The 26,984-nt window shown below is 69.3% G+C and carries 25 protein-coding genes; 12 read left to right on the forward strand and 13 right to left on the reverse strand.

The features are described from left to right. Positions 1 to 39 precede the first annotated feature (39 nt). The 5 genes from mreC to PSV23_RS07975 are packed head-to-tail and all read left to right on the forward strand — an operon-like array spanning position 40 to position 5,362. The gene (gene mreC / locus PSV23_RS07955; RefSeq protein WP_300467640.1) at positions 40 to 1,131 is read left to right on the forward strand and encodes a rod shape-determining protein MreC; all 1,092 of its coding nucleotides are present in this window, start codon (positions 40 to 42) and stop codon (positions 1,129 to 1,131) included. Further along, a complete protein-coding gene (locus PSV23_RS07960; RefSeq protein WP_300467642.1) occupies positions 1,128 to 1,646 on the forward strand; it encodes a hypothetical protein in 519 nt (172 codons plus the stop codon). The genes mreC and PSV23_RS07960 overlap by 4 nt, the downstream gene beginning before the upstream one ends. After that, positions 1,643 to 3,715, forward strand: coding sequence for a penicillin-binding protein 2 (mrdA, locus tag PSV23_RS07965; protein ID WP_300467644.1), 2,073 nt, complete (start codon positions 1,643 to 1,645; stop codon positions 3,713 to 3,715). Before PSV23_RS07960 ends, mrdA begins: the two co-directional genes overlap by 4 nt. Beyond that, positions 3,712 to 4,869 carry a rod shape-determining protein RodA gene (gene rodA, locus PSV23_RS07970; RefSeq protein WP_300467646.1) on the forward strand — a complete coding sequence of 386 codons (1,158 nt, stop codon included), beginning with the start codon at positions 3,712 to 3,714 and terminating at the stop codon, positions 4,867 to 4,869. Before mrdA ends, rodA begins: the two co-directional genes overlap by 4 nt. Before the next feature lie 28 nt (positions 4,870 to 4,897). After that, entirely contained in the window at positions 4,898 to 5,362 is a 465-nt protein-coding gene (locus PSV23_RS07975) for a DUF6173 family protein (RefSeq protein WP_300467648.1), read from the forward strand. A gap of 187 nt (positions 5,363 to 5,549) precedes the next feature. Here PSV23_RS07975 and pip read toward each other — a convergent pair whose 3' ends face one another. Together pip and PSV23_RS07985 are read right to left on the reverse strand one after the other, a co-directional pair. Then, positions 5,550 to 6,530, reverse strand: a complete 981-nt coding sequence (gene pip / locus PSV23_RS07980) for a prolyl aminopeptidase (RefSeq protein ID WP_300467650.1) — start codon at positions 6,528 to 6,530, stop codon at positions 5,550 to 5,552. Between the two features lie 28 nt (positions 6,531 to 6,558). Next, a complete protein-coding gene (locus tag PSV23_RS07985) occupies positions 6,559 to 6,933 on the reverse strand; it encodes a DUF423 domain-containing protein (protein ID WP_300467652.1) in 375 nt (124 codons plus the stop codon). Positions 6,934 to 6,983: 50 nt separating this feature from the next. On the opposite strand from PSV23_RS07985, the gene PSV23_RS07990 reads away from it, so the two are divergent. Further along, on the forward strand, positions 6,984 to 8,162 hold the full coding sequence (locus PSV23_RS07990) for an MFS transporter (RefSeq protein WP_300467654.1): 1,179 nt from the start codon (positions 6,984 to 6,986) through the stop codon (positions 8,160 to 8,162). Here the strand turns inward: PSV23_RS07990 and PSV23_RS07995 are convergent. The 3 genes from PSV23_RS07995 to PSV23_RS08005 all read right to left on the reverse strand — a co-directional run bounded on the left by PSV23_RS07995 (position 8,126) and on the right by PSV23_RS08005 (position 11,661). Beyond that, positions 8,126 to 8,725: a hypothetical protein gene (locus PSV23_RS07995; protein ID WP_300467657.1), complete on the reverse strand. Its 600-nt coding sequence runs from the start codon at positions 8,723 to 8,725 to the stop codon at positions 8,126 to 8,128. The genes PSV23_RS07990 and PSV23_RS07995 overlap by 37 nt on opposite strands. A gap of 113 nt (positions 8,726 to 8,838) precedes the next feature. After that, positions 8,839 to 11,343, reverse strand: coding sequence for a tipN (locus PSV23_RS08000; RefSeq protein WP_300467659.1), 2,505 nt, complete (start codon positions 11,341 to 11,343; stop codon positions 8,839 to 8,841). A gap of 129 nt (positions 11,344 to 11,472) precedes the next feature. Next, a complete protein-coding gene (locus tag PSV23_RS08005; RefSeq protein WP_300467661.1) occupies positions 11,473 to 11,661 on the reverse strand; it encodes a hypothetical protein in 189 nt (62 codons plus the stop codon). 190 nt (positions 11,662 to 11,851) lie between these two features. Here PSV23_RS08005 and PSV23_RS08010 point away from each other — a divergent pair, with 190 nt between their 5' ends. Continuing rightward, positions 11,852 to 13,318, forward strand: a complete 1,467-nt coding sequence (locus PSV23_RS08010; RefSeq protein WP_300467663.1) for a phospholipase D-like domain-containing protein — start codon at positions 11,852 to 11,854, stop codon at positions 13,316 to 13,318. Here PSV23_RS08010 and PSV23_RS08015 read toward each other — a convergent pair. The 5 genes from PSV23_RS08015 to PSV23_RS08035 form a co-directional block, all read right to left on the reverse strand. Continuing rightward, entirely contained in the window at positions 13,257 to 14,042 is a 786-nt protein-coding gene (locus PSV23_RS08015) for an endonuclease/exonuclease/phosphatase family protein (RefSeq protein ID WP_300467665.1), read from the reverse strand. The genes PSV23_RS08010 and PSV23_RS08015 overlap by 62 nt on opposite strands. A gap of 85 nt (positions 14,043 to 14,127) precedes the next feature. Beyond that, positions 14,128 to 14,820, reverse strand: coding sequence for a TPM domain-containing protein (locus tag PSV23_RS08020; protein ID WP_300467667.1), 693 nt, complete (start codon positions 14,818 to 14,820; stop codon positions 14,128 to 14,130). Further along, positions 14,814 to 15,629 carry a TPM domain-containing protein gene (locus tag PSV23_RS08025; RefSeq protein WP_366524229.1) on the reverse strand — a complete coding sequence of 272 codons (816 nt, stop codon included), beginning with the start codon at positions 15,627 to 15,629 and terminating at the stop codon, positions 14,814 to 14,816. The genes PSV23_RS08020 and PSV23_RS08025 overlap by 7 nt, the downstream gene beginning before the upstream one ends. Then, complete coding sequence (locus PSV23_RS08030) at positions 15,626 to 16,312, reverse strand: LemA family protein (RefSeq protein WP_300467669.1); 687 nt, start codon at positions 16,310 to 16,312, stop codon at positions 15,626 to 15,628. Before PSV23_RS08030 ends, PSV23_RS08025 begins: the two co-directional genes overlap by 4 nt. 52 nt (positions 16,313 to 16,364) lie before the next feature. After that, positions 16,365 to 17,288 (reverse strand): bifunctional methylenetetrahydrofolate dehydrogenase/methenyltetrahydrofolate cyclohydrolase, encoded by a 924-nt coding sequence (locus PSV23_RS08035; protein ID WP_300467671.1) that lies wholly within the window; start codon positions 17,286 to 17,288, stop codon positions 16,365 to 16,367. Positions 17,289 to 17,386: 98 nt separating this feature from the next. Here PSV23_RS08035 and PSV23_RS08040 point away from each other — a divergent pair, with 98 nt between their 5' ends. Genes PSV23_RS08040 through PSV23_RS08055 form a run of 4 tightly spaced genes read left to right on the forward strand, consistent with a single transcriptional unit; the run spans position 17,387 to position 22,850 of the window. Further along, entirely contained in the window at positions 17,387 to 19,213 is a 1,827-nt protein-coding gene (locus PSV23_RS08040; protein WP_300467673.1) for a PPC domain-containing protein, read from the forward strand. A 30-nt stretch (positions 19,214 to 19,243) separates the two neighbouring features. Further along, positions 19,244 to 20,416 carry a lycopene beta-cyclase CrtY gene (gene crtY / locus PSV23_RS08045; RefSeq protein ID WP_300467675.1) on the forward strand — a complete coding sequence of 391 codons (1,173 nt, stop codon included), beginning with the start codon at positions 19,244 to 19,246 and terminating at the stop codon, positions 20,414 to 20,416. Continuing rightward, positions 20,413 to 21,906, forward strand: a complete 1,494-nt coding sequence (locus PSV23_RS08050) for a phytoene desaturase (RefSeq protein ID WP_300467677.1) — start codon at positions 20,413 to 20,415, stop codon at positions 21,904 to 21,906. The genes crtY and PSV23_RS08050 overlap by 4 nt, the downstream gene beginning before the upstream one ends. After that, on the forward strand, positions 21,906 to 22,850 hold the full coding sequence (locus PSV23_RS08055; RefSeq protein WP_300467679.1) for a phytoene/squalene synthase family protein: 945 nt from the start codon (positions 21,906 to 21,908) through the stop codon (positions 22,848 to 22,850). Before PSV23_RS08050 ends, PSV23_RS08055 begins: the two co-directional genes overlap by 1 nt. On the opposite strand, the gene PSV23_RS08060 is transcribed toward PSV23_RS08055, so the two are convergent. Then, positions 22,749 to 23,324, reverse strand: coding sequence for a sterol desaturase family protein (locus tag PSV23_RS08060; protein ID WP_300467681.1), 576 nt, complete (start codon positions 23,322 to 23,324; stop codon positions 22,749 to 22,751). The genes PSV23_RS08055 and PSV23_RS08060 overlap by 102 nt on opposite strands. Before the next feature lie 83 nt (positions 23,325 to 23,407). Between PSV23_RS08060 and fni the strand changes: the two genes are divergently transcribed. Beyond that, positions 23,408 to 24,427, forward strand: coding sequence for a type 2 isopentenyl-diphosphate Delta-isomerase (fni, locus tag PSV23_RS08065; RefSeq protein WP_300467683.1), 1,020 nt, complete (start codon positions 23,408 to 23,410; stop codon positions 24,425 to 24,427). Positions 24,428 to 24,889: 462 nt separating this feature from the next. On the opposite strand, the gene hutH is transcribed toward fni, so the two are convergent. Together hutH and PSV23_RS08075 are read right to left on the reverse strand one after the other, a co-directional pair. After that, the gene (gene hutH / locus PSV23_RS08070) at positions 24,890 to 26,419 is read right to left on the reverse strand and encodes a histidine ammonia-lyase (protein WP_300467685.1); all 1,530 of its coding nucleotides are present in this window, start codon (positions 26,417 to 26,419) and stop codon (positions 24,890 to 24,892) included. Beyond that, a complete protein-coding gene (locus PSV23_RS08075) occupies positions 26,416 to 26,928 on the reverse strand; it encodes an endonuclease domain-containing protein (protein WP_300467687.1) in 513 nt (170 codons plus the stop codon). Before PSV23_RS08075 ends, hutH begins: the two co-directional genes overlap by 4 nt. Positions 26,929 to 26,984 lie beyond the last annotated feature (56 nt).

Raw genomic sequence — 26,984 nt, forward strand, 5'->3', positions numbered from 1 at the left:
GGGCTCCCGCTGATTCCCTCTTTTCCAGGAAGGCGCGCCGTGGCGTTTCGCGACGGACCGTTCGAAAACATCAAGGTGCCGCTGGTCTGGACCGCGGCGGTCGCTGTCGTGCTTGCCGCGATCGGCTGCATCCTGCTGCTGATCAGCGACGCCCGGGCCCAGACCTCGCCCTACCAGCCCGTCCGCTCGGGGGCCGAGGCGGTGGCAGGTCCGGTCGGCGGAGTCTTCGCCGCCCCGGTCCGCTGGTTTGGCCACGCCACCGACTATGTCGGCGGCTATTTCTTCGCCGTCTCCGAGAACCGTCGGCTCAAGCGCGAGCTGGCCGAACTGGCGCCCTGGCGCGACCAGGCCATCGCCCTCAAGAACGTCAACGGCCGCTATGAGGCCATGCTGGGCATCCGGCCCGAGCCGCCGGTGGCCATGCAGACGGCCCGCTCCATCTCCGACACCCGCGGTCCGTTCTCGCGGGCCCGGCTGATCGACGCCGGCTCGGCCAAGGGCGTGAAGGTCGGCAATCCCGTGATCAATGAGCACGGCCTGGTCGGCCGCATCGTCGGAACCTCGTCGGGCGTCAGCCGGATGGTGCTGCTGACCGACGTCGCCAGCCGCACGCCGGTGCTGGTCGACCGCACCGACGCCCGCGCCCTGCTGACCGGCGACGGCAGCGACAATCCGCGGCTCGAATTCGTCCGCGGCGTCGGCGCCGTCCAGGCCGGCGACCGCATCCTGTCCTCGGGCGACGGCGGCGGCTTCCCGCGCGGCGTGCCGATCGGCGTCGCCGCCAAGGGCATCGACGGTTCCTGGCGGGTCAAGCTGTTCAGCGACCGGGGCGCCATCGACTATGTCCGCGTCATGCTGTTCGAGGACTTCGGCCAGCTGATCGGTTCCGACGACCTCAACGCCCCGCCGCTGGCCGGTCTGGGCGCCCTGTCGGAGGCCACCCCCGCCCAGGCCGCCGCCATCACCGATTCCGCCGCCCGCCGCGACGCCGCCCGCGCGCGTTCCGAGCAGGCCGCCGCGGATACGGCCCGCGCCGACGCGGCCGAGGCCGCCCGGCCCCGCCCCGCCGCGCCCGCGCCGGCGGCCGCTCCGCCGCCCGAAGCCGCCCCGCCCGCGGGAGGGACCGAATGAGACGCCCCGTCGCGGTCCGCATCGTCGGGCCGATGCAGTGGATCGTCTATCCGGCCCTGATCACGGTCGCGGTCACCATCATCCTGGGCACCCCGGTCGAGATTTTCGGCCTGAACCTGCCCGAGCCGGTCATCCCCATGGTGCTGGCCTTCGCCTGGCCGTTGATCCGGCCCTCGGTCGTCGCGCCGCTGGCGTTGACCAGCCTGGGCCTGGGCCTGGACATCTTCACCTATGGCCCGCTGGGTCTGTGGGCCCTGTCGCTGCTGGCCATCTATGCGGTGGTCCTGGCCTCGCGCAGCTTCCTGATCGGCCAGGACACGGCCGTCCTGTTCGTCTGGTACGCGGCCTGCTGCGGCCTGGCCTTCCTGCTCGTCTATGTCGTGCGGATCTTCATCGACCACAACGCCGCCAGCCTCCTGGCCCTGATCGGCCAGATCGTCCCCACCCTGCTGCTGTTCCCGTTCGCCCACCAGATGATCGAGCGGTTCGAAGACGGCGACGTGAGGTTCCGATGAGCTCGGAACCCTCCATCTTCTTCTCCGACGTCAACGAGCGGCAGGGGTCCTTCCTGCGCCGCACCTTCGTCTTCGGCGGGCTGACGGCGCTCGGCGGGCTGGCCCTGACCGGCCGCCTGGCCCAGCTTCAGGTCGTCCAGGCGGGCGAATACGCCACCCTGGCCTCGAACAACCAGTTCAACTTCCGCCTCGTGCCGCCGCCGCGGGGCCGTATCCTCGACCGCAACCGCGTCGTCATCGCCGGCAACCGTCCCAGCTTCCGCGTCCTGGTGGTGCGCGACGAGACCAAGGACCTGGACCAGACCCTGGACCTGCTGGGCCGTCTGCTGCCCGACACCGTGGACCGGCGCCGGTCGATCATCCGGGACGTCAACGCCGCGCCGCGCTTCTCGCCCGTCCCGGTCAAGAGCGACCTGACCTGGGAAGAGTTCGCCAGGGTCAATCTGTACGCCAACGAGCTGCCGGGCGTCATGGCCGACATGAACGAGGCCCGCTACTACCCGTTCGGCGGCGCCTTCGCCCACGTCATCGGCTATGTCGCCAAGCCCAACGACCGCGACATCAAGGCGATCGAGGACAGGGGCGAGAAGGTCCCCGAGATTCTCTACAACCCCGGCTTCCGCATCGGCCGCCAAGGGGTGGAAAAGTCCTTCGACACCGACCTTCGCGGCGAGGCCGGCGGCACCCGGGTCGAGGTCGACGCGCGGGGCAGGGTGGTGGCCGAGGATGTCGGCGGCTCGCGCCCCGCGGTCCCTGGCAAGGACGTGGTCCTGACGCTCGACGCCGACGTCCAGAACCGGGCGCTGGAAGTCATGGGCGAGGAGTCCGGCGGCTGCGTGGTCATGGATGTCCGCAACGGCGACATCCTGTGCATGGTCTCGTCACCGTCATTCGACGCCAACCTGTTCGTCGGCGGGGTGCCGTCGCACATCTACAACGCCCTGCGCGACTACGAGCGCAAGCCCCTGCTGGACAAGACGCTGAACGGCGTCTTCCACCCCGGCTCGACCTTCAAGATGACCACGGCCCTGGCTATCCTCCAGGCCGGCGTGGATCCGACCGAGCGTGTGACCTGCACCGGCGGCTATCGCTTCGGCAACCGCGTATTCCGTTGCTGGCAGGCCGGCGGCCACGGCCCCCAGGACATGCACAACGCCATCAAGAACTCGTGCGACGTCTATTTCTACCACATGTGCAACCGCGCCGGCGTCGACCTGATCCAGGAGACGGCGAAGAAGATCGGCTTCATGCAGACCTATGACATCGGGGTCGGCAACCAGAAGGCCGGCTCGGTGCCCAGCAAGGCGTGGAAGGCTGAGTACAACCGCCGCAACCCCAATCCGGAATCGCGCGTCTGGTTTCCGGGCGAGACCCTGTCCGTCGCCATCGGCCAGGGCGACGTGAACGTCACCGCCCTGCAACTGGCCGTCATGACCGCGCGCATCGCCAATGTCCGCAAGGCCATCAACCCCCGCCTGGTCAAGTCGGTCGGCGGCGTGGAGCAGCCGTCGGGCGCCGCCGTCCCGGACCTGCCGTTCCCGCCGGAACACGTCGAGATCGTGCGGCAGGGCATGATCGCCGTGGCCAACGACCGTTCGGGCACCGCCTATCGCCAGAGCCAGCTGGGGCTGGGCGACATCCAGATGGCCGGCAAGACCGGCACCGCCCAGGTCCGCAGCTACGGGTCCGGCCCGCGCACCAGCAACGTCTGGGCGCTCAAGGACCATAACCTGTTCGTGGCCTTCGCCCCCATCGACGCACCCCGCTATGCGGTGGCGGTCATCATCGAACACGGGGGCAAGGGCGGGGCCACCGCCGGCGCCCCGCGGGCCCGCGAAATCATGCGCACGACCCTGCTCAAGGATCCCGAGATGCTGGAGCGGATCCAGCGCCCGCCGCCGCCCGAGGCCCTGGGCCCCGAGACCGAGGCGGACGAACTGGCCGGCGCCGCGCCCGAGGATCCGGTCGCCCAGGCCCCGACCGGGACTCCGGGTCCTGCGCCGTCGGCCACGCCGCCCGCCCCCCCCGCCGCCGGCCCGCGTCCCTATCTGCCCGAGGCCCCGCGATGACCGCCTCCGCCCTGACGCGCCCCGGCGAGCGCGACCGCCTCTCGACCAAGATCAGCGAACTGGACTGGCGCCTGATCGGCCTGCTGAGCCTGGTCGCCATGGTCGGCGCCGCCATGCTCTATTCGATCGCGGGCGGAAACTGGCAGCCCTGGGCGGCCAAGCACGTGATCCGTTTCGCGGCCTTGCTGACGATCATGCTGGGGCTGGCGATGGTGCACCCGAAATGGTGGTTCCGCGCCGCCTATCCGCTCTACGGCCTGCTGCTGGTCCTCGTCCTGATGATCGAGTTCACACCGCTGGGCTATACGGCGGGGGGCGCGAGGAACTGGCTGAACCTCGGCTTCATGCGCATCCAGCCGGCCGAATTCATCAAGATCGGCCTCGTCCTGGCCCTGGCCCGCTGGTACCACAATCATACGGCCCAGGAGGCGCGCTGGTCGTGGAAGCTGCTGATCCCGGCCGGCATGATCGGTGTTCCCTTCATTCTGGTGGCCAAACAGCCTGACCTGGGCTCGGCCATGGTCATCGGCCTGACCGGCGCCGTGGTCATGTTCGTGGCCGGCCTCAGCTGGCGCGTCATCGCCGCCGGGGCGGCGGCCGCCGTCGCCATCATTCCGCCCTTCGTCATGTTCGGCATGCACGACTATCAGCGCAACCGCGTGCTGACCTTCCTCAGTCCGGAGTCCGACCCGTCGGGCACGGGCTACAACATCATCCAGTCCAAGATCGCCCTTGGCTCGGGCGGATTGCTGGGCAAGGGCTATGGTCTGGGCAGCCAGAGCCAGCTGGAGTTCCTGCCGGAACGGCACACGGACTTCATCTTCTCCACCGTGGCCGAGGAGTTCGGCTTCGTCGGATCGTTCACGGTGCTGGCCTGCTATGTCACCATCATCCTGATCGCCCTGCGCATCGCATCGCTGGCGCACAGCCATTTCGGCCGGATCGCCGCAGCCGGCATGACGGCCTTCTTCGCCCTGTTTGTCCTCATCAACGGCGCCATGGTCATGGGAATGGCCCCGGTGGTCGGGGTGCCGATGCCGCTGCTGTCCTATGGCGGATCGTCGATGATGACCGTCATGCTCGGCTTCGGCCTGGTGCTGGCGACCCGGGTGCACCGCTACGTCGAACTGCCCAAGGGCCACGGACTGTTCTGATCCGGCCTTCGTGCGTTAGGCTCTGATGATGAGCAAATCCAAAGCCGCCGCTGTCGCCACGCCACCCGTCTTCGTGCCGGACTGGGGAGACAAGCCGTGTCCGAAGCCGGTCCTGCCCGCGGCCTCCGCAGCGCAGACCGCCGCCCTGATGGATGGCGTGCGCATGCGCGAGAACCCGGCGGAGTGGGCCTTCGTCCGCCTGTCCAAGCTGATCGAGGATTTCGAGAAGGGTCTCGACAAGGATGAGGAGATCGGGGCCCGCATCGTCGGCCTGCCGGGCGACGGCACCATGTCGATCGAGGACCTCGGCTTCTGGGGGCCGGACTTCATCATGTTCCTGGGCAAGAACGCAGACGGCAAGCCGGTGCGCCTGATACAGCACTATCAGCAGATCAACGTCCTGCTCGACGTGCGCAAGAAGCCCGAGGAACGCGAGGCCCGCCGGATCGGCTTCCAGCTGTCGGAAATGGTCGCGAAGACCAACCCGAAATAGGGGGAGGAGGGGCTGTTAGGCCTCTGTTTTCTCCCTCCCCCTCCGGGGGAGGGTCGCCGCCGCGTCAGCGGCGGCGGGGCGGGGGCGGCTTGGCGACCCAGGCGCCGGCATCCGCCCCGCCGAGCCCCTCCCACCCTGTCGTCGCTACGCGCCGACATCCCTCCCTCAAGCGGGAGGGAGAAAATCGCTACCGGTCGGCCTCCGCCGCCCAGTCCGTGCCGCGCACCAGGCTGTCGATGATGCCCGGTTCGGTCGAGGCGTGGCCGGCGTCCTTGACGATGTCCAGCTTCGCCTCGGGCCAGGCCCGGTGCAGGGCCCAAGCGCTGGCGATCGGCGTCACCACGTCGAACCGTCCCTGGGCGATCCAGCAGGGGATGTGCTTGATCCGGCCTATGTTCTTCAGCAGCCAGCCTTCCTCGGGGAAGAAGCCGCCGTTCATGAAGTACCAGCATTCGATACGGGCGAAGGCGACGGCGAACTCGGGCTCGGCGAACTTGTCCGGACACGCGTCCGGGCCCTCGACGCTGACGGTCTCTCCCTCCCAGCTCGACCAGGCGATGGCGCAGCGCTCGCGCTCGGCCTTGTCGTCGCCGGTCAGCCGCTTGTAGTAGGCGCCCATCAGGTCGTGGCGCTCATCCTCGGGGATCGGGGCCAGGAACCGCTCCCAGGCGTCGGGGAAGATGTTGGACGCGCCGTCCTGATAGAACCAGTGCAGTTCCGGCTTTGTCAGCAGGAAGATGCCGCGCAGCAGCAGGGCAGCGGTCCGCTCGGGATGGGTGATGGCGTAGGCCATCGACAGGGTCGAGCCCCAGCTGCCGCCGAACACCACCCATTTGTCGATGCCCAGCAACTCGCGCAGGCGTTCGATGTCCTCAATCAGCGTCCAGGTCGTATTCTCTTCCAGCGACGCATTGGGCCGGCTCTTGCCGCAGCCCCGCTGGTCGAACAGGACGATCCGGTATTTCGCCGGATCGAAATAGCGGCGCATGCCGGGATTGACCGCGCCGCCCGGGCCGCCGTGCAGCACGACGACCGGACGGCCCTGCGGGTTGCCGCATTCCTCATAGTAGATATTGTGCACTCCGCCGGTCGGCATATAGCCGGTGGCGTAGGGCTCGATCTCCGGGAAAAGTTCACGACGGGACGTTTCGGGCACAGGGAAAGCCATACGGTAATCGGGTCTCTGTTCGCGCCGGTCAGGCGGCGGTGGTGATTTGTGACCGCAATGCGGCAACGGCGAGTAAAAGCCAAGCTGAGATCATCAGTACACCGCCGATGGGGGCGACCGCGCCCATGGCGGGCAGGCTCAAAAGGGCGATGGCTGACAGAGCGAGGCAGAATACCAGCCCGCCCGCGGCCGCCAGCCAGCCGGCGACCACGACAAGGCGCGACCGGGACGGCCAGACCGCGCAGACCAGGGCCAGCACCGCATGGACCATCTGATAGTGACCTCCCGTGGTCAGCAGGGTCTTGATCTGCGGGCCCGCGCCATGGGCGGCGAAGGCGCCGATGGCCACCGCAAGGGCCCCGTTCAGGGCGGCGAAGACCGCCAGACTACGCGTCACTCTCATGCTGACGAGGCTAGCCGACAGAATCCCGCGAGTCTGCTATTGCCCGGCGCATGACCGCCGCCCAGCGCCTGGCTTTGCAGTATGTGTTGCTCTTCGGCGCCACCGGGGTCAGCCTTCCGTTTGCAGGCTTATGGTTAAGCTCGCGGGGGTTGAGCGGCGCGCAGATCGGAACGCTGCTGGCCGTCCCCATGCTGGCCCGAATCATCACCGGCCCGCTCCTGGCGGTCTGGGCGGACGGTTTCAGACTGAGACGCACGCCCATCGCCCTGCTGGGTGTGGTCATGACGCTCGGCTATGGCGCGGCCGGGCTGGTGGACGGCTATCTCGCCTGGGCCGCGTGCTGGTTCGTCGGGGCGACCGCCATGGGGATTCTGGTGCCCCTGACCGACGTGCTGAACCTGCGGCTGGCCGGCCGGCTGGGCTACACCTTCGCCCTGCCTCGCGCCTTCGGGTCCGTGGCCTTCGTCGCCGCCAACATGATCATGGGCGCGATGCTGCTGACCATGCCCGCCGACGCGATCATCGTCTGGCTGGTCGTCGCCTCCCTCGGCCTCGCCGTGGTCGCGGTCCTGGCCCTTCCACCGGAGCAGGTGGCCGATGGGGAGCCCTTGCGGGGCCGCGAGCGGTTCCGCGGCCTTGGGCGGCTGGTCAGGGACCCGACCTTCATGATCGCCATCTTCGCCATCGGCGCGGTTCAGGCGGCCCATGCCTACCAGTACGGATTCTCGGCCATCCTGTGGAAGGCCGAGGGGATCAGCGAGGCCGTCACCGGCCAGCTCTGGGCCTTCGGCGTCGTGGCCGAGATCGCGCTGATGTGGCTGTTCGAACCCTGGCGCCGCCGCGTGGGCATAAGCCCCTGGAGCATGCTGGTCGTGGGCGCGGCCGCCGCCGTCCTGCGCTGGAGTGCGATGGCCCTGGCGCCGCCGTTGTGGATGCTGTGGCCCCTGCAGGCGCTGCACGCCCTGACCTTCGCGGCGACCTTCCTGGCCGGGATCCAGATCGTCGAACAGCTGGCGCCGCGCGACAGCCAGACGGCGGGGCAGATGCTCAGCTCGGTGCTCTCGGCCGGGGTGCTGATCGGGCTGGCTACGGCCGCGTCGGGCACGCTCTTCGACCGGTACGGCGCCGGCGGCTACTGGGCGATGGCGGCGATGGCGGCTGCTGGCCTTCTGGCGGCGCTTCCGCTGAGGCGTCAGCTGGCCCGCGAGCGGGGCATCGGCGCCAGGTGACGCGCCATGGCCTCGGCGGCGGTCTTGACCGCGCGCTGGACGGTGGAGGCGGGCGTGTTCTCGGGGGCGCGCAACAGGCCGACGGCCGGCGTGTCCAGTCCTTCTGGCAGGCTGGAGAGCACCCGGTACAGAAGATAGCTGCCGGCGTCGTCTTCCGCGTCCGAGCTGGTATCGACAGCCAGCCCGGCCTCGTTCAGCGCACGGACGATGTCCGCCGCCGGCGCCGTGGCTCGGGCAACGGCGGGACCGACGCTGGTTAGCCGATGCACGCCGTCGAGTGAGCGGTTCTCGGCCCGGATCTGCAGTCTGAAGTGCGCGCTGCGGCGGGTGCGTCCGACCAGCAACAGGGCCCGGCAGTACTGATCCCCGAGATGGGCGGTCAGGGTTTCGGCAAGGGCGTCCGGCTCGCCGCCCGGTACGGCGATGGTGCGGGCGCCGACGGGATTCCACGGCTGACCGGACAAGTCCTCGATCGGATCCCAGACAGCGTCCTCGGGGTCCCAGGCACAGATCACGATCGCGGGGCGATGATCCGGCGGCGTCTCGGCGGCTGTCTCGAGCATGAACCCTGCTTACGCGTGACGGATGCGTGACGGGCCGGACGGTGTCGCCATCCAGCAACCGCCGTCAAGACGAAATCGGCCAGGGAGCCCGTCCGTACCCGTCGATTTCCTCGTCAGGCGAGATCGCCGATGGCTGCGTCCAGCAGCATATAGGCCCGGCCGCCGTCGGAGGTCAGCCGTCCCTGGATGCCCGAGGCGTCTCCCGCGGCGGCTCGGGCCGTCAGGTCCCGGACAACGGCCCGGACATAGGCCTCGGCGTCCGCCCGCAGTTCCGGATCCGTCAGAACACGGCGCGAGACGCTGCGCACGGCGGCGGGGGCCACGCGGCGGACGATCTGGCGCGCCCGGTCCGGATCCCGCCCGGCGACCGCCTGGGCCGCTTCCTCGATGCGGGACCGGGGCAGGAGGGCGTTGGGATCAACGCCCATGCGCCGGATCGCGGCGGTGACGCGCTCCTCCAGTCCTTCGATGTCGGCGACCGGCATGATCGGCGTATCCAGGTCCAGGGGCGCTTCACCCGGCCCGTCGTCAACCAGATCGCTCCAGCCCAGTCGATCGGCGGCGGGCGTCGCAGGCGGCGTCGATCCCGGCATCGGCTCCAGCTTCAGCCGTCCCCGCAGGCCGAAACCGCGCGATTCCTCGGCCTTGGCGGGCCGTTCGCGGGGCGTGTCAGCTTCGACCGGCGGCGGGACCGGCGCGGGCTCGCGGCGGCGGATGGCGGGGGTATCGCCTGACACCACCCCCATAAGCCTGACAGCCTCGGTCAGCATATCGTAGTTGCGGCGCACCCGCTCCTGGAAGCCGGAGTCCAGCGCCTCCGTGTCGGCGGCGGCCTTCTGCGAGGCGGCTGACAGCGCGGCGAGACCTTCCTCGACGGATGCCCGCACGGCGTCGACCCGCTTCTGCGCCTCTTCCGGCAGGCGGGCGGCGCGTTCGTCCAGATCGCCGATCGTCTCGTCGATCTGGGTCAGGGCGGCGTTCATGCGTTCGAGCGTGGATTCCAGACGCTCAAGGGCGCGTTCACCGGCCTCGTCGACCAATCCACCGGTCTCGACCACGATCTTGCGCGCGCTGTCGACGCGGGCGTCGGCGGCCTGATCGGCCTTCTGCGCCGCCTCGAACAGGGTTTCCCCCAGACGGTCCGCCCGCATCCGGGCTTCCTCGGCGGCGGCGGCGGCGGCGGCGCGTGATTCCTCGGCCGTGGCCTGCAGCGCCGACAGCGCCAGCCGGGTTTCCTCGACGAGGGCGTCACGGGCTTCGGCGGCGAGGGCCTCGAACCGGTCCAGCGCCAGCTTGGTGGCCGCGTCGAACCCGTCGGCCTCGCGCTGGGACATCTCGACGAGGGCGCGGAATTGATCGGTCGCGGCCTCGACGAGATCGCGGATCGTCTCCGCCGTGCGGGTCGAGGTGTCGCCCAGTTCGCCGGCCGCGGCGCGGCTGGCCGACAGCTGTTCCGTCAGCTGGGCCCTTTGGCTTTCGACCTGGGCGGAGAAGTCCTCCTGATCGGTGCGCAGGGCGTAGGCGGCTGTGACCAGGGCGGCGCGTTGCTGGCCCAGGCCTTCCTCGACCGACTGGATCTGTTCGGCGACGCCGGAACCGGCGTTTTCGAGCCTCAAGGTCTGACGGGCCAGATCGTCGGCGGCGATGCGGGCGGCGTCCTGGGCCTCTCCGGCGGCCGCGGCCAGATCAGCGGCCCGGGCGGCCAGCGCCGCCTCGGCCTCCCGAAGCTGCGTCTGGGCCAGGTCGGAGGCGTCGATCACCATCCGCGACTGACGCTCGACGGCATCGACCACGCCGGACGCCTGCGCATCGAGCTGGGTTCCCAGCGCCGCCATCTGGACGCGTTCGCCGCCCAGTTGTTCGGCCAGCCGGCGCGCGGTGCGGCTCGCGGTCTCCGCGGCCTCGTTCAGGCGGGTGGTTTCCTGGGACAGGGCCTCGCGCAGCAGGGCCATGTCGTTGCGGGCCCGCTCGGCCGCCAGCGACGCCTGGTCTATGTCGTTGCGCAAGGACTGCAGAACCTCGCCGGTCTGCTGGGCCGCGAGCGCGGTGGGGGCGACCAGGGCTTCGGACAACTCACGGGCGCGGCGGGTCTCGACCGCCAGGCCAGCGCCCTGGCGGACGGCGTGGGCCAGCATGATCGCCATTCCCGCCGGGGCCAGGGCGATCAGGGCGTAGACCGCGAGACGCAGAGGCTCGAGCTCCACGGAACCGGCGCCGAATTCGTACATGAACGCCGCCGCGACGCCGCCGATCCACAGGGCCGAGGCGACGCCGGCGACCAGATAGGCGTGCCGACCCGATGGCGCGGCAAGCTCGCGCCGGCCAACCGGCACAGGCATTGGCGCGGGCTCAAAGGCGACCGGCGGCGTGTCGGCGGAAACCGCCAGCTCGGCCGCCGCACCCGTGGGCCATGGATCCGGGCGGGCGGCGTCGGCGACGGACCGTTCCTCGGCGCGGCGCTGTTCCTCGGCCAGCCGGCGTTTGCGGCGTTCGGACATGGGGCGCTCGGCCAAAGGCTCCGCCATCGGCTGAACCCCTTCCGGCGCGGAGTCGGCGGCGCCGACCTCCGGATCCGGTTCGGTCAGGTTCAGCGGGGGCCGTTGGCGGGGTGGTTTCATGGTGCGGCGATCTCGTCACGGAGCGGCGTCGGCGACCGACGCGCGAGAGGACGTTTTGACCCTAACGAGTCAATCGCGGCGCGCAAAGACGAGGATAAAGGAATCCCGCGCGAGTCTACACGCGGAGGATCAGCAGTCCCGCTTGCGCTCGGACGAGGCGGCGAACATCGCGGACGATGCGCCGTCGTTGCAGTCACGCACCCGATGGATTTCGCGTTCCGATTTCTGCGGCGGGTCGAGGTTCAGCCCGAACTGCGACAGAGCCGCAGCGGCCAGAATGGCGACGAACCCCGCGATAAATTCGATCAGCGCCTGCATCGCCGATCTCCCTGTCCCGACTGCAACCGAACTTATGCGCCCAAAACCGCGTTCGGACAATCCGGGGGCGCATGAACAAAGCGTCACCATTGACCATTTGCGCCGCAAGGTGGAACGGAAAGGGCCGGCGCGCGTCCTGTAGAGCTTGAGGCGTCCGGCGCCCGCCACGCGAATGGGCCAATCCAACGCCATGACAGATTTTGGGGACGAACACAGTCAGAGCCTGCTGAGACCCGGGGCCAATTGCTGGCGGGTCGAGACGGCCGACCGCTTCGCCGTGCTGATGGAGAACGCCGCCTATTTCGAGGCCTTGCGCTCGGCCCTGGCCAAGGCGCGCCGCTCCATCGTCATCCTCGGCTGGCAGTTCGACCCGCGCACCCGGCTGGATCCCGAAAGCGCCCACAATGACCACCAGGCCCAGATCGGCCACCAACTGCGCATGCTGGTGAAGTCCAATCCCGAGCTGGACGTCCGGTTGCTGATCTGGAAGTCACCCCTGCTGATCGCGGCGTCGCAGGGGTTCTATCCGCACAGGGCGCAAGGCTGGTTCCGCAAGCGGCTGGTCGAGTTCCGGCTCGACCAGCCCGGCCCCATCGGCGCCTGTCACCATCAAAAGGCGGTCATCATCGACGACGCCGTGGCGTTCTGCGGCGGCGGGGACATCTCGACCGACCGCTGGGATTCCGAAGAGCATCTGGACGGCGACCCGCGACGTTGCCAGCCGTCAGGAGAAATCCCTTCGCCGCGCCACGAGGTCATGACGGTCATGGACGGAGCCGCTGCGCGGGCTCTGGGCGACCTGGCGCGCGAACGCTGGTTCCGCTCGACCTGGGAGCGGACGGTGCCGGACACTGTGGACACCGATCCCTGGCCCGACGGCGTGGAACCTGTCATGCGCGATGTGCCTGTGGCGATCTCGCGTACCGAGCCGGCCACCGGTGGGCGGTCCGAAGTGCGCGAAAATGAGGCGCTGCACCTCGACGCCATCCGCGGCGCGAAGAAGCTGATCTATTTCGAGAACCAGTATTTCACCTCGCCCGTCATCGCCACGGCCCTCGCCGAGCGGTTGGCGGAGGAGAACGGGCCGGAAATCGTTCTGGTCTCGACTGGCAGCAGCCCCAGCTGGTTCGACCGCATGACCATGGACACCGCCCGGTCGGAAATCCTGTTCCGGCTCGAACAGGCGGATCGGCACAACCGCTTCTGCGCCTTCACACCCTACACCAAGGGCGGCGAGCGAATCATCGTCCACGCCAAGGTGTCGATCTACGATGACGCGGTCCTGCGCGTCGGCTCGACCAATCTGAACAACCGCTCCTTCGGCTTCGACACGGAGTGCGACGTTGCGGCCGAACCCCGCGACCAGGCCGGCCGCGACGCCATCCGCGCTTTCCGGCACCGAACGATCGGCCACTGGATCGGTATCGAGGGGGGTGAGTTCGCGGCGGCCGAGGCGATAGCCGGATCGGTCGGCCACGCCATCCACCGGTTTGACAATGGCCGGATGCATACGCTGGGCGCTGAGCCCCCGTCACGCGCCGAGCGGATCATCGCCGAATTCCAGCTGGGCGATCCGACCTCGACCCGGGACGCCTTCAGGCCGTGGAAGCGCCGGACCCGCTCGCATCGGACCCTGCCGGCCCCCGGGTCGGCCTGATCTCGAAATCGATGATCAGGGGCAGATGGTCCGACGCCATCCGGGCCAGCGGCGAGAACGGCGCCTTGACCGCCGTCACCACGACTTCCGGACTGGTGAAACAGTGGTCGATGCGAATGGCCGGGAAGCTGGAAGGGAAGGTCTTGACCGACGGCCGCAGGCCCAGGGTGCGCTGGCAGTCCGCGAGCTTCGAGGCCAGCGCCTGATAGGGGCGGGTAACGGAGGTGGCGTTGAAGTCGCCGGTCAGCAGGGTGGGGCCCGTGCAGTCCGGATGACTCAACCAGTCCGGTCCGACCAGCGCCGCCGCCTGAAGCCGCTGCTCGCGCGGAACCAGTCCCAGATGGGTGTTGATGACGTTCAGGGTGGCGCCGTCGATATCGATAGCCGCCCACAGGGCGCCGCGCGGCTCCAGACCGGGCACGCCGCGGATCGTGGGCAGCGGACCTGATTTCACCAGCCGTTCGGGACGGGCGGTGAGGATGGCGTCGCCATACTGTTCGGCTTCCACGCGCATCGCGGCGTGGAAGTGGAAGGTCATGGCCAGCTGGTCTGCGATGGACTGGGCCTGATCGACGAACCCGGTCCGCTTCCGCCCCACATCCAGCTCTTGCAGGCAGACAATATCGGGCTCGTGCTCGGCGATGACGCCCGCGATACGGGCGACGTCGAGCCTGCGGTCGACGCCGACGCAGCGATGCACATTGTAGGTCAGCAGGCGGGGCATGGAGTCAGGAGCAGGTCCAGCGGGTGTGGCGGCGAGCCAGCCAATACCACGGTGAATGCGACGGCACAGCGGCGGCGCGTCCGGATCAGATCACAACCAGCTTGTCCTCGACCTCGTTCCGATTACGCGGATCGGGCGGGAAATGCTCGGCCAGAACGGCGCCGCAGAGCCCAACGGCGTCGATGAAGCCACCGGCGGGGTCTCCGCCTCGCAGGCCCTTGGCGAGAACCTCGACGGCGTCCGCCCAGACCGCATGATCGACCTTGCTGTAGATGCCCTCGTCGGCGACAACCTCGACCTGATGATCGCCCAGGGCGGCGAAGATCAAGACGCCGGTTCGCGCCTCGGTGACGTGAAGGCCGTGCGCGAGGAACTGCTCCAGCGCCGCCTTGCGGACCCGCGCCCGCCGTATGCTGCGCGGCGTGACGACCCGCGCCACGACGGGAATGGACGTCAGCAGGAAGACGATCAGGAAGAGCGTCGCCTGGATCAGGGCGTAGGCGCCCAGCGCCTGGCCCACCGTCACGTCGCGGGCGGCCAGATGCGCGGCCTCCCAGCTGCCGCCCAGCCCCGGCACCCAGGCGGGCTCAAAGCCGAACGGTATCAGACCGAGAGGCAGGATCAGGGCCGCCGCCGCCGACCAGCCCAGCGAGACGTCGCGGTATGACGAGACGCGCCGCGCCATGACGCAGAAGATTTCGCCAGAGGTGCGGGCTTCCGCGGCCCTGATCGCCTCGGCGACGCGGTCATGCACATCGGGGGTCAGTTTGATCACCATCCGCCTGAAGCGCCCCCGCCGCCGAAACTGCCTCCGCCGCCGCCAAATCCGCCGCCTCCGCCACCAAAGCCGCCTCCACCGCCGCGACCATTGTTGCGCATGGCCTCGGACGCCGCCCAGATCAACACAGGGCCGAGGCCGCTGGGCCGTCTGCGTCCCCGTCCGCCGCCGCCGATCAGCCGCAGCATCAGCATGATGAAGATCATGGCGATGACGGCGGCGACGCCGATGGGAGGCGAGGATTTCGGCCGTTCGGCGGCCGCGGCCCGAGCCTGGGCCTCGGCCGGGTCAAGCCGCAGCTGCCGGTCGATGGCGTCCACGCCCTGTTCGATGCCGCGCTCGTAGAAGCCTTCCTTGAACGACGGCAGGATCTCGTTCTGGATGATCAGCGCCGACAGGGCGTCGGTCAGGACTCCCTCGAGACCATAGCCGACCTCGATCCGGACCTTGCGTTCGTTCGGCGCGATGATCAGCAGCACGCCGTTGTTCCCGCCGGCCTGGCCGATGCCCCAGGCGCGGCCCAGCTGATAGCCGTAGTCCTCGATCTCGTAGCCCTGAAGATCCGGCACGGTCACGACCACCACCTGATCGGTGGTGTCGCGCTCAAGCGCCGCCAGCTTGTCGGCCAGCGCCTGTTCCTTCGTATCGGAGATCAGGTCGCCGTGGTCGATGACCCGGCCGTTGAGAGGCGGAAAGGTCGGGCCCGTCTGGGCCAGCGCCGCCGTGGCGAACAGCCAGACCGCGGCCAGCAGGACCGTCAGGAAGGCGGCGGCCCGGCTGATCGATGGCGCCGGAAGGATGCGGCTCACTGGGCCGTCGGCGCTGCTGGCGGGGTTGCGCCGGGAGCGACGGTGGGCGCCGCTCCGCCGGGCTGTGCGGCGGGGTTCAGGGCGTCGAAATTGACGTTGGGCGCGGTCTGCGCGGCCTCCGTGGCCGTGAACAGCTGCATCGGCTCGGATCCGCCGTGGATGGTCTTGGCCCAGATCACCGTCGGGAAGGTCCGCAGGCTGGTGTTGTAGTCGCGCACGGCCTCGTTGTAGTCGCGCCGCGCCACGGCGATGCGGTTCTCGGTGCCTTCGAGCTGCGACTGCAGGGCGATGAAATTCTGGTTCGACTTGATGTCGGGATAACGCTCGACCACCAGCAGCAGCCGGGACAGGGCCTGCGACAGCTGGCCTTGCGCGGCCTGATAGCGCTGGAACGCGGCCGGGTCGCTGAGCGTGTCGGGCGTGACCGTCACGCCGGTGGCCCGGGCGCGCGCCTCGATGACCTGGGTCAGGGTGGTGCGCTCGGCGATCGCGGCGCCCTGGACGGTCGCCACCAGGTTGGGGACCAGGTCGGAGCGGCGCTGGTACTGCGACTGGACGTCGGCCCAGCGCGCCTTGGCGGCCTCTTCCTTGGTGGGAATGGAGTTGATTCCGCAACCCGCAACCGCGGGTGTCAGGACCACGACGGCGGCGAGAGCCGAAAGGCGGGGCGAAAACCGGATCATGGATATCTCCTGACAGACCAGAGTCCGAGTATCGGGGTTGAGCGGTGGCGGTTCAAGCGTCCAGCGTTTCAGGCGTGACGCCCGCAGCCCGACATGCGGCCGTATAGGTGTTGGCCAGCAGGCAGGCGATGGTCATGGGGCCGACGCCGCCGGGCACCGGGGTGATCCGTCCGGCGACGGCGCGGGCCTCTTCGAAGGCCACGTCGCCGACGACGCGGGTCTTGCCCTCGGCCGCCTTGACCGGATCGCGCGACGGCACGCGGTTGATGCCCACGTCGATCACTGTCGCTCCGGGCCTGATCCAGTCTCCGCGCACCATCTCGGGACGACCCACGGCGGCCACCAGGATGTCGGCGGTACGGCACAGTGCGGGCAGGTCGCGGGTGCGCGAGTGGGCGACTGTCACCGTGCAGCTCTCGCCCAGCAGCAACTGGGCCATCGGCTTGCCGACGATGTTGGAGCGACCGACGATCACCGCGTTCAGGCCCGACAGGTCGCCCAGCTCCGCCTTCAACAGCATCAGGCAACCCAGGGGCGTGCACGGGACCAGCCCCGGGAGACCGACCGCCAGCCGTCCCGCATTGACGACGTGAAACCCGTCGACGTCCTTGTCAGGGTCGATCGCGCCCAGAACCGCGGCGGAGTCGATGTGGGCGGGCAGGGGCAGCTGCACCAGAATGCCATGTATGCCGGCGTCGGCGTTCAGGTCGGCGATCAGGGCCAGCAGTTCGGCCTGGGTCGCCGCATCGGACAGGCGATGGGTGTCGGATCGCATGCCGGCGCGCAGGGTCGTCTCGCCCTTGTTGCGGACGTAGATCTGGCTGGCGGGGTCCTCGCCGACGATGACGACGGCCAGGCCCGGCGTTACGCCCTGGGTCTGTTGTAGCCGGGCGGAAGCGGCCGCCACCCGGTCGACCAGACCGGCGGCGAAGGCCTTGCCGTCGATAAGGGTCGCGGGGGCGGGATCGGCCGTCATGGAAATCGGCTCCGGTTGCGGGGAAAGGCGCGCTCGCCGCGATTTACAGAGGGCGCGGTTCGGCGTCTATGATAACGGGCCGCAATCGGGGGATTTCCATGCGCCGTTACACCATACTGACCGCCGTCAGCGCGCTGACGCTGTTGATCGCGGCCCCGGCGCTGGCCCAGACGCCGGCCCAGCTGACGCCCGGAGACAGCGTCACCGGCCAGATCGCCGATGGCGACGCGACCGGGCCCGAGGACGGGTACCGGTATGACAGCTATGCAATCAGCGTGCGCGCGGGCCAGCGGCTGGAGGCGGTCATGCGTTCGGCCGCGTTCGATACCTATCTGGAGGTCTACGGCCCCGAGGCCGCCGCGGAGCCGCTTTTCACCGACGACGATGGTCTGGGCGAAGGCACGGATTCGCGGCTGCGCTTCACCGCTGATCGCGACGGGGTCTATGTGCTGCGGGCCAGAACCCTGTCGGGGCTCGAAGGCGGCGCCTACACCCTGGGCCTTACCCAGCGGCCGCAGGCCCGGTCCGCGCCGCGCCCGGCCCGGGTCCGACCGGGGCAGAGCCTGCAGGGCCGGCTGGCGTCGACCGATCCCGAGACCGACGACGGCGGGAACTATGACGCCTTCGCCGTCCGGGCGCGCTCCGGCGAACGATTCGCCATCGACCTGACGTCCGAGGACTTCGACCCGGTGCTGCGCGTCGGGCGGATGGAGAACGGCGCCTTCACCGAACTGGCCATGAATGACGATGGTCCGGACACCGGCCTGAACTCCAGACTGGTCTTCACGGCGCCCGCGGCTGGCGACTACGTCATTCGGGCAGCCTCGCTGAACGCTGCGGGTCAGGGGGGCTACACCCTCGCTGTGGCCCAGGGCCCCGAACCTGCTCCCACCCAGGCCATCGAGATCGGGGCCACGGTCCAGGGCGAACTGACGGCCAGCGACGGCAAGAGCGAGTCCGGCCGGGCCGCCGACGCCTACAGATTCGCGGGCCGCGAAGGACAGCGGGTCCGTATCGACATGAGTTCCTCGGACTTCGACACCTATCTGCAGCTGTTCGATGACAACCGCGTCAGCCTGGCCGAAGACGACGACGGCGCCGCCGAGGGCACGGACTCGCGCCTGACCTTCACCCTGTCGCGCACGGGCGACTACATCGTCGAGGCCCGCGCCTTCTCTGAGGACACCGGCGGCTACTCGCTCAGCATCACCGAGATCGAGCCCGAGCGGCCGCCCCAGGCCCTGGCCTTCGGCGAAACGCTTCAGGGCGAAATCGGCGACGGCGATTCGATCGACAGCGAGAATCGCGGTTTCGACGCCTATGCCCTGACCGGTCTGGCCGGCCAGCGGATCCAGGGGATCATGCGCTCGGGCGACTTCGACACCTTTCTGCAGATCGGCCGCGCCGGGGCGGAGTTCGAAGCCCTGGCTTCCGACGACGACGGGCTGGGCGAAGGGACCGATTCCCGGCTCAGCTACACCCTGCCGGACGATGGGGACTACGTGCTGCGCGCCCTGCCGTTGGGAACGGAGGGCAAGGGTCTCTATTCACTGGAACTGGTCGACAGGGGTCCGCAGCCCCGGCCGGGCAGCCTGCTGGTCGGGGCGACCGCGCGCGGAACCCTGACCGAGGCGGACGCCACCGCCGAGGACAACAGCTTCTATGACGCCTACCGGGTCACACTGAAGGAAGACGAGAAGCTGCTGATCACAATGGTCTCGAACGAGGTCGACAGTTTCGTCGTGGTCGGCAGCGACAAGGACGGCGCGTTCGAAGTGCTGGGATCGGACGACGACAGCCTGTCGGACACCCACGCCAAGCTGGAATGGACCGCGCCGGCGGACGGCATCTATGAGATCCGGGCCGGCACCTTCCAGCAGGGGCAGACAGGCGCCTATGCGCTGAACGTCGAGAAGCAGCCTTAAGCCCTTCGCGGGACGTGCTAGACCCGGGGCATGGCGCGGCCGGCTGACGATTTCGACCTGATCCTCGTCGGTGGCGGTCTGGCCGCCTGCCTGACTGCATGGCGGCTGGCGCTGGACCGGCCCGAGGTGCGGGTCGCCGTGGTCGAACGCGAGGCCCAGCTGGGCGGGCGGCACACCTGGTCGTTCTTCGACAGCGATCTCGACGAGGCGGATCGCGCCTGGTTGACGCCGGCCGTCGCGCATCGCTGGTCCGCGGGGCACGAGGTCTATTTTCCCGGCCGCAGCCGCACGCTCTCCACGGCCTACAACAGCCTGACCTCTGAAGCGCTGCACGAAGCGGTGGCGCCGCTTCTGGGCGACCGGCTGGTCCTGGGCGAGGCGGACTCCGTGGATCAGGAGGGCGTTGTCCTCACCGACGGGCGCCGGCTGTCGGCGCGCGGCGTGATCGATGCGCGGGGCCCGCGGGCTACGGCCCATCTCGACCTGGGATGGCAGGTGTTCCTGGGGCGCACCCTGCGTCTGCGTGAACCCCACGGCCTCATCCGGCCGACGATCATGGACGCCACCGTAGCCCAGACAGGGGGCTATCGTTTCGTCTACCTCCTGCCGTTAGACGCGCGCACTGTCATGGTCGAGGACACCTGTTACAGCGATAGCCCGAAACTGGATCGGGCGGCGCTGGGTGGCCGCATCGACGCCTATGCGCGATCTCGCGGCTGGACCGTCGAGGCGGTGATCTGTGAGGAGGAGGGCGTGCTGCCCATCGCTCTCGACGGCGACATCGACGCGTTCTGGGCCGAGGGTCCGCCCGCCGCCCGCGCGGGACTGATGGCCGCCCTGTTCCATCCGGTGACCGGCTATTCCCTGCCAGACGCGGTCGGACTGGCGCGCGAGATCTCGGCGGCCGCCGATCTCGGCTCGGCTTCGCTGAGGGCGTTGACCGAGGCGCGATCGAAGCGGCTGTGGCGGGAACGGGGCTTCTATCGCCTGCTGAATCGCATGCTGTTCCGGGCGGCGGATCCTGGCCAGCGCTGGCGAGTATTCCAGCGGTTCTACGGCCTGCCCGAGGGCGTGGTGCGGCGCTTCTACGCAGGGCGCTGCACCGTGCTCGACAAGGTCCGCATTCTCGCGGGAAAACCACCCGTGCCGGTCGCGGCGGCCCTGCGGCAGTTGCGCGAATCCGGACAAGGATCATCAGCGTGAGAGACCGGGCGGCGAAACGGGCGGTGGTGATCGGCGCGGGCTTCGGCGGGCTGGCCCTGGCCATCCGGCTGCAGCGGGCGGGCGTGAAGACGACGCTGGTCGAGAAACGCGACAAGCCAGGCGGCCGGGCCTACGTCTGGAACGATCAGGGCTTCGTTTTCGACGCGGGGCCCACGGTGATCACCGATCCGGGTTGTCTGGAGGAGTTGTTCGTCGGCACGGGCAGCCGGCTGTCCGACTATGTCGAGCTGTTGCCGGTCGATCCCTTTTATCGCCTGCTCTGGGAGGACGGGCGCAGCTTCAACTACGCCAACGATCAGGCGGTGCTGGACGCCGAGATCGCGAAATTCAATCCGGCCGATGTCGAGGGTTATCGCCGCTTCCACGCCTATTCCGAGGAGCTGTTCCAGGAGGGTTACGTCAAACTGGGTGCGGTGCCCTTCCAGAGCTTCTGGTCGATGATCCGGGCGGCGCCCGAACTGGCCCGGCTGGAGAGCTGGAACAGCGTCCATGCCATGGTCGCGCGGCACATCAAGGACCCGCAGCTGCGGCAGGCCTTCAGCTTCCACACGCTGCTGGTGGGCGGCGATCCGTTCAAGACCAGCTCGGTCTACGCCCTGATCCACGCGCTGGAGCGGCGCGGCGGCGTCTGGTTCGCCAAGGGTGGCACCGGCGCCCTGATCGCCGGGCTGGCGCGGTTCTTCACCGATCTGGGCGGCGATCTGAGGCTGAACGCGCCGGTGGGCTCGATCGACATGGCCGACGGACGGACCTCGGGCGTGACGCTGGAGGGCGGCGAGGTCATTCCGGCGGACATGGTCGCCTCCAACGCCGACGTGGTTCACACCTATGAGCGGCTGCTGGGCCATACGCCGCGCGGCAAGGCCAAGGCGAAGTCCCTGAAGGCCAGGCGGTTCTCCATGTCGCTGTTCGTCTGCCATTTCGGGCTGAAGACGCCGCAGCCGCAGCTGGCGCATCACTCGATCTGCTTCGGTCCGCGCTACCGCGATCTGATCGGCGAGATCTTCAAGGGGCCGACGCTGCCTGACGACTTCTCCCTTTATCTGCACAGCCCCTGCGCCACCGACCCCGGCATGGCGCCCCCGGGGTGCTCGACCCACTATGTCCTGTCGCCGGTCCCGCATCTGGGGGCGGCGGACATCGACTGGGAGGTCGAGGGGCCCAGATATCGCGACAGGATCCTCGACTATCTGGAGGCGCGCTACATCCCGAACCTGAAGCGCGATCTGGTGACCAGCCGCATCTTCACCCCGGCCGATTTCAAGGGCGAGTTGAACGCTCATCTGGGCAGCGCCTTCTCGCTGGAGCCGATCCTGACCCAGAGCGCCTGGTTCCGGACGCACAACCGCGACGACCGCATCCCGAACCTGTATGTTGTCGGGGCCGGGACCCATCCCGGCGCGGGCATTCCCGGCGTCGTCGGCTCGGCCAGGGCGACCGCGGGCCTGATGCTGGAACAGGGAAGCTGATGGCCACGGCCGACGCCATTCTGGAAGCTTCGCGGGTCTCGATCGTCAAGGGCTCGAAGAGCTTCCGCTCGGCTTCGCGGCTGTTCGATCCGGAGGTGCGCGAGGACGCCTGGCTGCTTTACGCCTGGTGCCGGGCCTGTGACGACGCCATCGACGGGCAGGACCATGGCCACGGCCACGAGGAGATCACGCCGGAAGAGCAGCGCCGTCGGCTCGAAGATCTGTACGACCAGACGCGGCGGGCGCTGGCGGGAGAGCCGATGGCGGACCCGACCTTCGCCGCCTTCCAGCGGGTGGCCCAGCGCCATCATCTGCCCGAGCGCTGGCCGCTGGACCTGATCGACGGCTTCGCCATGGACGTGGACCATCGCCAGTACCGCACCATCGACGACGTCATGGCCTATTGCTGGCATGTCGCGGGCGTCGTCGGCGTGATGATGGCGCGGGTCATGGGGGCATCGGACCCCGAGGTGCTGCGCCGGGCCCAGGATCTGGGTCTGGCCTTCCAGCTGACCAACATCGCCCGCGACGTGGTCGAGGACGCGGAGAACGGGCGGGTCTATCTGCCGGCCGACTGGCTGGTCGAGGCGGGTCTGAAGCCGACAGCCGATGCGGTGGCCGATCCGGCCAATCGGGCCAGGGTCCATGCCGTCACGACGCGGCTGCTGAAGCTGGCCGAGCCCTATTACGACAGCGCCCGCGACGGGCTGCGGGGCCTGCCGTTCCGGTCGTCCATGGCGATCGCGGCGGCGCGGGGCGTGTATCGCGAGATCGGCCGCAAGGTGCGCCGGCGCGGACCCGGCGTCTGGGCCCGGCGGGTGGTGGTGCGAAAGCCGATGAAGCTATGGCTGTTCGGCCGCGGGTTCCTGATCGCGATCTGGACCCAGGCCCTGGACAAGGGCCGCGTCCCGCCGCCGCGCGCTGCTCTCTGGACCCGGGTCTGACCGCGTCGTGCGCAGCCGCTTCAGCTCGGCATGCAGGGCCCCGGGGTCAGGCGCCATCAGGAAGCCGAAAGAGACCGCGCCGCCCCGGCTCATGACCGCATGGTGCAGGCGGTGGGCCTGGATCAGGCGGCGCAGATAGCCATGGCGCGGCACCCAGCGGAACGGCCAGCGCTGGTGCACCAGGCCGTCGTGGAAGATGGCGTAGGCCGCGCCGTACAGGGTCACCCCCGTGGCGACGGCGTAGATCAGCCAGGAGCCCGTCCACCAGCCCAGGGCGAACAGACTTACTCCGGCGATCGAGCCCACGACGGCGTAGAGATCGTTGGCCTCGAAGACGCCGGTGCGGGGTTCGTGATGGCTGCGATGCCAGACCCAGCCCCGGCCGTGCATGACGTAGCGGTGCGACCACCAGGCGACGCCCTCCATCAGGGCGAAGACGCCGAGGGCGACGGCGATGAAGGCGGCGGGGATCATGGCTGGAGGATACGCCGCGCCGCAGGGCGTTCCAACCGGGACGCGACGCCGCTAGGGTCGCGGGGAGAGTGGAGTGAAGCCGCGTGACCGACATCACCGCCCGCAAGGACCAGCATCTGGACGTGATCCTGTCGGGCAGGGCGCGCCATGGCCTGGACAGCGGCCTGGCCGCCGTGCGCTTCGTCCATGAGGCGCTGCCCGATCTGGATCACGGCAAGATCGATCTGGGCGCTGACTTCCTCGGCCGGCGGCTGAAGGCGCCGCTGCTGATCAGCTCGATGACCGGGGGACCGGCGCGGGCCGAGGCGATCAACGCCCGGCTGGCCGAGGCGGCGCAGCAGCTGGGCATCGCCCTGGCCGTCGGTTCGCAGCGCGCGGCGCTGGAGAGCGGCGGGGCGCCGGGGCTGGACATGGCGCTGCGGCTCAGGGCGCCCGACACGCCGATCCTGGCCAATATCGGGGCGGCCCAGCTGACGCGCGGCTTTCGCGTCGATGAGGCGCGGCGGGTGCTGGACATGATCGCCGCCGACGCCCTGATCGTACATCTGAACCCGCTGCAGGAGGCCTGCCAGCCCGAGGGCGACCGCGACTGGTGGGGCGTCGGCGCGGCGCTGGAGGCCCTGGTGAAGGCGCTGGACGCCCCGGTGGTGGTCAAGGAGACCGGCGCGGGCATGTCGGCGGCGACGGCGAAACGGCTGCTGGGGATGGGGGTGGCGGCGGTCGATGTGGCAGGGGCCGGGGGCTCGAACTGGGCCACGGTCGAGGGGGAGCGGTCGGCAGGCGAGGTCGACAAGGCCCATGCCGCCGCCTTCGCCGACTGGGGCATCCCCACCGCGCGGGCGATCGCCGAGGTCCGGGCGGCCTGTCCGAAGGCCACTATCATCGGTTCAGGCGGCGTGCGTGACGGCGTGGATGCCGCCAAGGCCATCCGGCTGGGGGCCGACATGGTCGGTCAGGCGGCGGGGGTGCTGGCCGCCGCGACGGTCTCGACCGAGGCGGTAGTCGAGCATTTCCAGACCGTGATCCGCCAGATGCGCACCGTCTGCTTCTGCACCGGGTCGGCCAATCTGACGGCCCTGCGGAAGGCGCCGCTGCAGGACTAGAAGGGGCGGGAGTCTCGTATGCGCCCCGAAAAATTGTGCGGAAAATTTCGGCCGCGGTCGGGCCGGCTGCCTGGCCTTCAAACCGGGCCTCCGAGGCGGCGCGGCGTGTCGTGCATGATGTCAAAGACCCAGGCCCTGCGGACGTTGGAGGACTACAACGCGGGGGTGCGTCAGAAGCGGACGCAGGGCGTCCGGACCGCTCGAATTCCGCTTTTCGAAGGGGCGAAAGTAGCGGAATCCGGGGGCGAGAGTAGCGGGTCGGGAGGGGCGAGAGTCTCGATGATGCGCCCTCCTGCTTTCGTCATCCTCCGGCAAGCCGCGTCTTCGCGGCGCAGACCGGGGGACCCAGCGGCGCCGAAGGCGACCTGTATAGCGGTGCTTCCGGCAGCTTCGCGCTCACGCGCGCCGCTGGGTCCCCCGGTCTCGCTACGCTCGCCGGAGGATGACGAAAGGAAGGGTGGGCTACGCCGACGGCAGGAGATCGCCCGCGAACGTCCGGTAGCGGCCCGCCCGGACGCCGTCCGTGGCGCGGGCGATGTCCGGCGCGAAATAGTGGTCCGAGCCGTAGGCGGCGGCGGCCTCGCGGACGATGGCCCAGACCTTTTCCAGATCGGGCGAGGTGGTCAGCGGGCGGTGGAACTCGATCCCCTGGGCGGCGGCCAGAAGTTCGATCCCGACCACGGCGGCGGTATTCTCGGCCATGTCCAGCAGGCGGCGCGCGCCATGGGTGGCCATGGAGACGTGGTCCTCCTGATTGGCCGAGGTGGGCACGGTGTCGATGCTGCACGGGTGGGCGACCATCCGGTTCTCGGCGACGAGGGCGGCGGCCGTGACCTGGGCGATCATGAAGCCGGAGTTCAGGCCGCTCTCCCTGACGAGGAAGGCGGGCAGTTCACTCATCTTCGGATCGACGAGGATGGAGGTGCGGCGCTCGGAGATATTGCCGATCTCGCACAGGGCCATGGCGATCATATCGGCTGCGAAAGCAACAGGTTCAGCATGGAAATTCCCGCCGGAGATGACGTCGCCTTCCTCGATGAAGACCAGCGGATTGTCGGTGACGGCGTTGGCCTCGCATTCCAGCGTCGTGGCGGCGTTGCGCAGCACGTCCAGCACGGCGCCCATGACCTGGGGCTGACAGCGCAGGGAGTAGGGGTCCTGGACCTTGTGGCAGTGCTCGCGGTGGCTGTCGCGGATCGCCGAGCCGGCCATCAGGGCGCGCAGGCGGGCGGCGACGGCGACCTGGCCCGGCTGGCCGCGCAGGGCGTGGATGCGGGCGTCGAACGGGGCGTCCGAGCCCTTGAGCGCATCCACCGACAGGGCGCCGGCGGCGATGCCGGCGGCGAAGGCGGCCTCGGCCGCGAACAGGCCGGCGAGGGCGAGGGCGGTCGAGCACTGGGTGCCGTTGAGGAGGGCGAGGCCTTCCTTGGGGCCGAGCACGAGCGGCTTGAGGTCGACGCGTGCGAGGGCGTCTTCGGCGGACAGGGTCTCGCCGTTGTGCCGCGCCTCGCCGACGCCGATCAGGACGCACGACATATGGGCCAGGGGGGCGAGGTCGCCCGAGGCGCCGACCGAGCCCTTGGACGGAATGCAGGGCAGGACGTCGGCGTTGACGAGGGCGATCAAGGCTTCGAGCGTCTTGCGTCGAATGCCCGAGGCGCCCTTCGACAGGCTGGCGATCTTCAGCACCATCAGCAGGCGGACGACCCTGTCGTCCAGCAGGGGCCCGACGCCGCAGGCGTGGCTGAGGACGAGGTTCTTCTGCAGGGTCTCGAGGTCCTCGGTGGCGATGCTGGTGTTGGCCAGCAGGCCGAAGCCGGTGTTGACGCCATAGACGGTGCGACCCTCGGCCACGATGGCGGCGACCACGGCCGCGCCGCGCTCGACGGCGGTCCAGGCGGCGGGGGCGAGGGAGACGGTGGTCGGGGTGTCGAGGGTTTGCCGCAGCTGACTCAGGGTCAGCGGGCTGGAGCCGATTGTGATCTGGGTCATGCTTTTTCTCCCTTCTCCCCTTGGGGGAGAAGGTGGGCGGCGGAGCCGCTCGGATGAGGGGGATGGTGAGGCGAGACTGGGTGGGTCGACGGTGAGGGCGGTTTGGCGGCGATATACCCCTCATCCGTCTCGCGCCGCGAGACACCTTCTCCCCCAAGGGGAGAAGGAAGATGCGCGTGCTGCCTTATGGCGTCGAGGACGAGGTTGGGATTCGTCGTGAAGGCGTTGTTGCGGAAGCGCAGGACAGTGTAGCCGGCGAGGCGGATTCGTTCGTCCCGCGCGGCGTCTTCGGCTTCCCGGAGGTCATGGACGCCGCCATCCAGTTCGATGACCAGCCGCAGATCAGGACAGAGAAAATCGACGACGAAGCCGGCGACAGGCGCTTGCCTGCGGAACTTCAGATCCTCGAAGCGACGGCCCCGCAGCATCTCCCAAAGAATGTCTTCAGCGCCGGTCATGTCCGAACGCAGGCGGCGCGCGCGGCGGGTCCGGTCCGGCGATTGATGCATGGCGGGAAGCCCCCTCATCCGTCTCGCTTCGCGAGCCACCTTCTCCCGCAAGGGGA

Origin of the sequence: Brevundimonas sp., assembly GCF_029946145.1 — a bacterium.
Taxonomy (GTDB): Bacteria; Pseudomonadota; Alphaproteobacteria; order Caulobacterales; family Caulobacteraceae; genus Brevundimonas.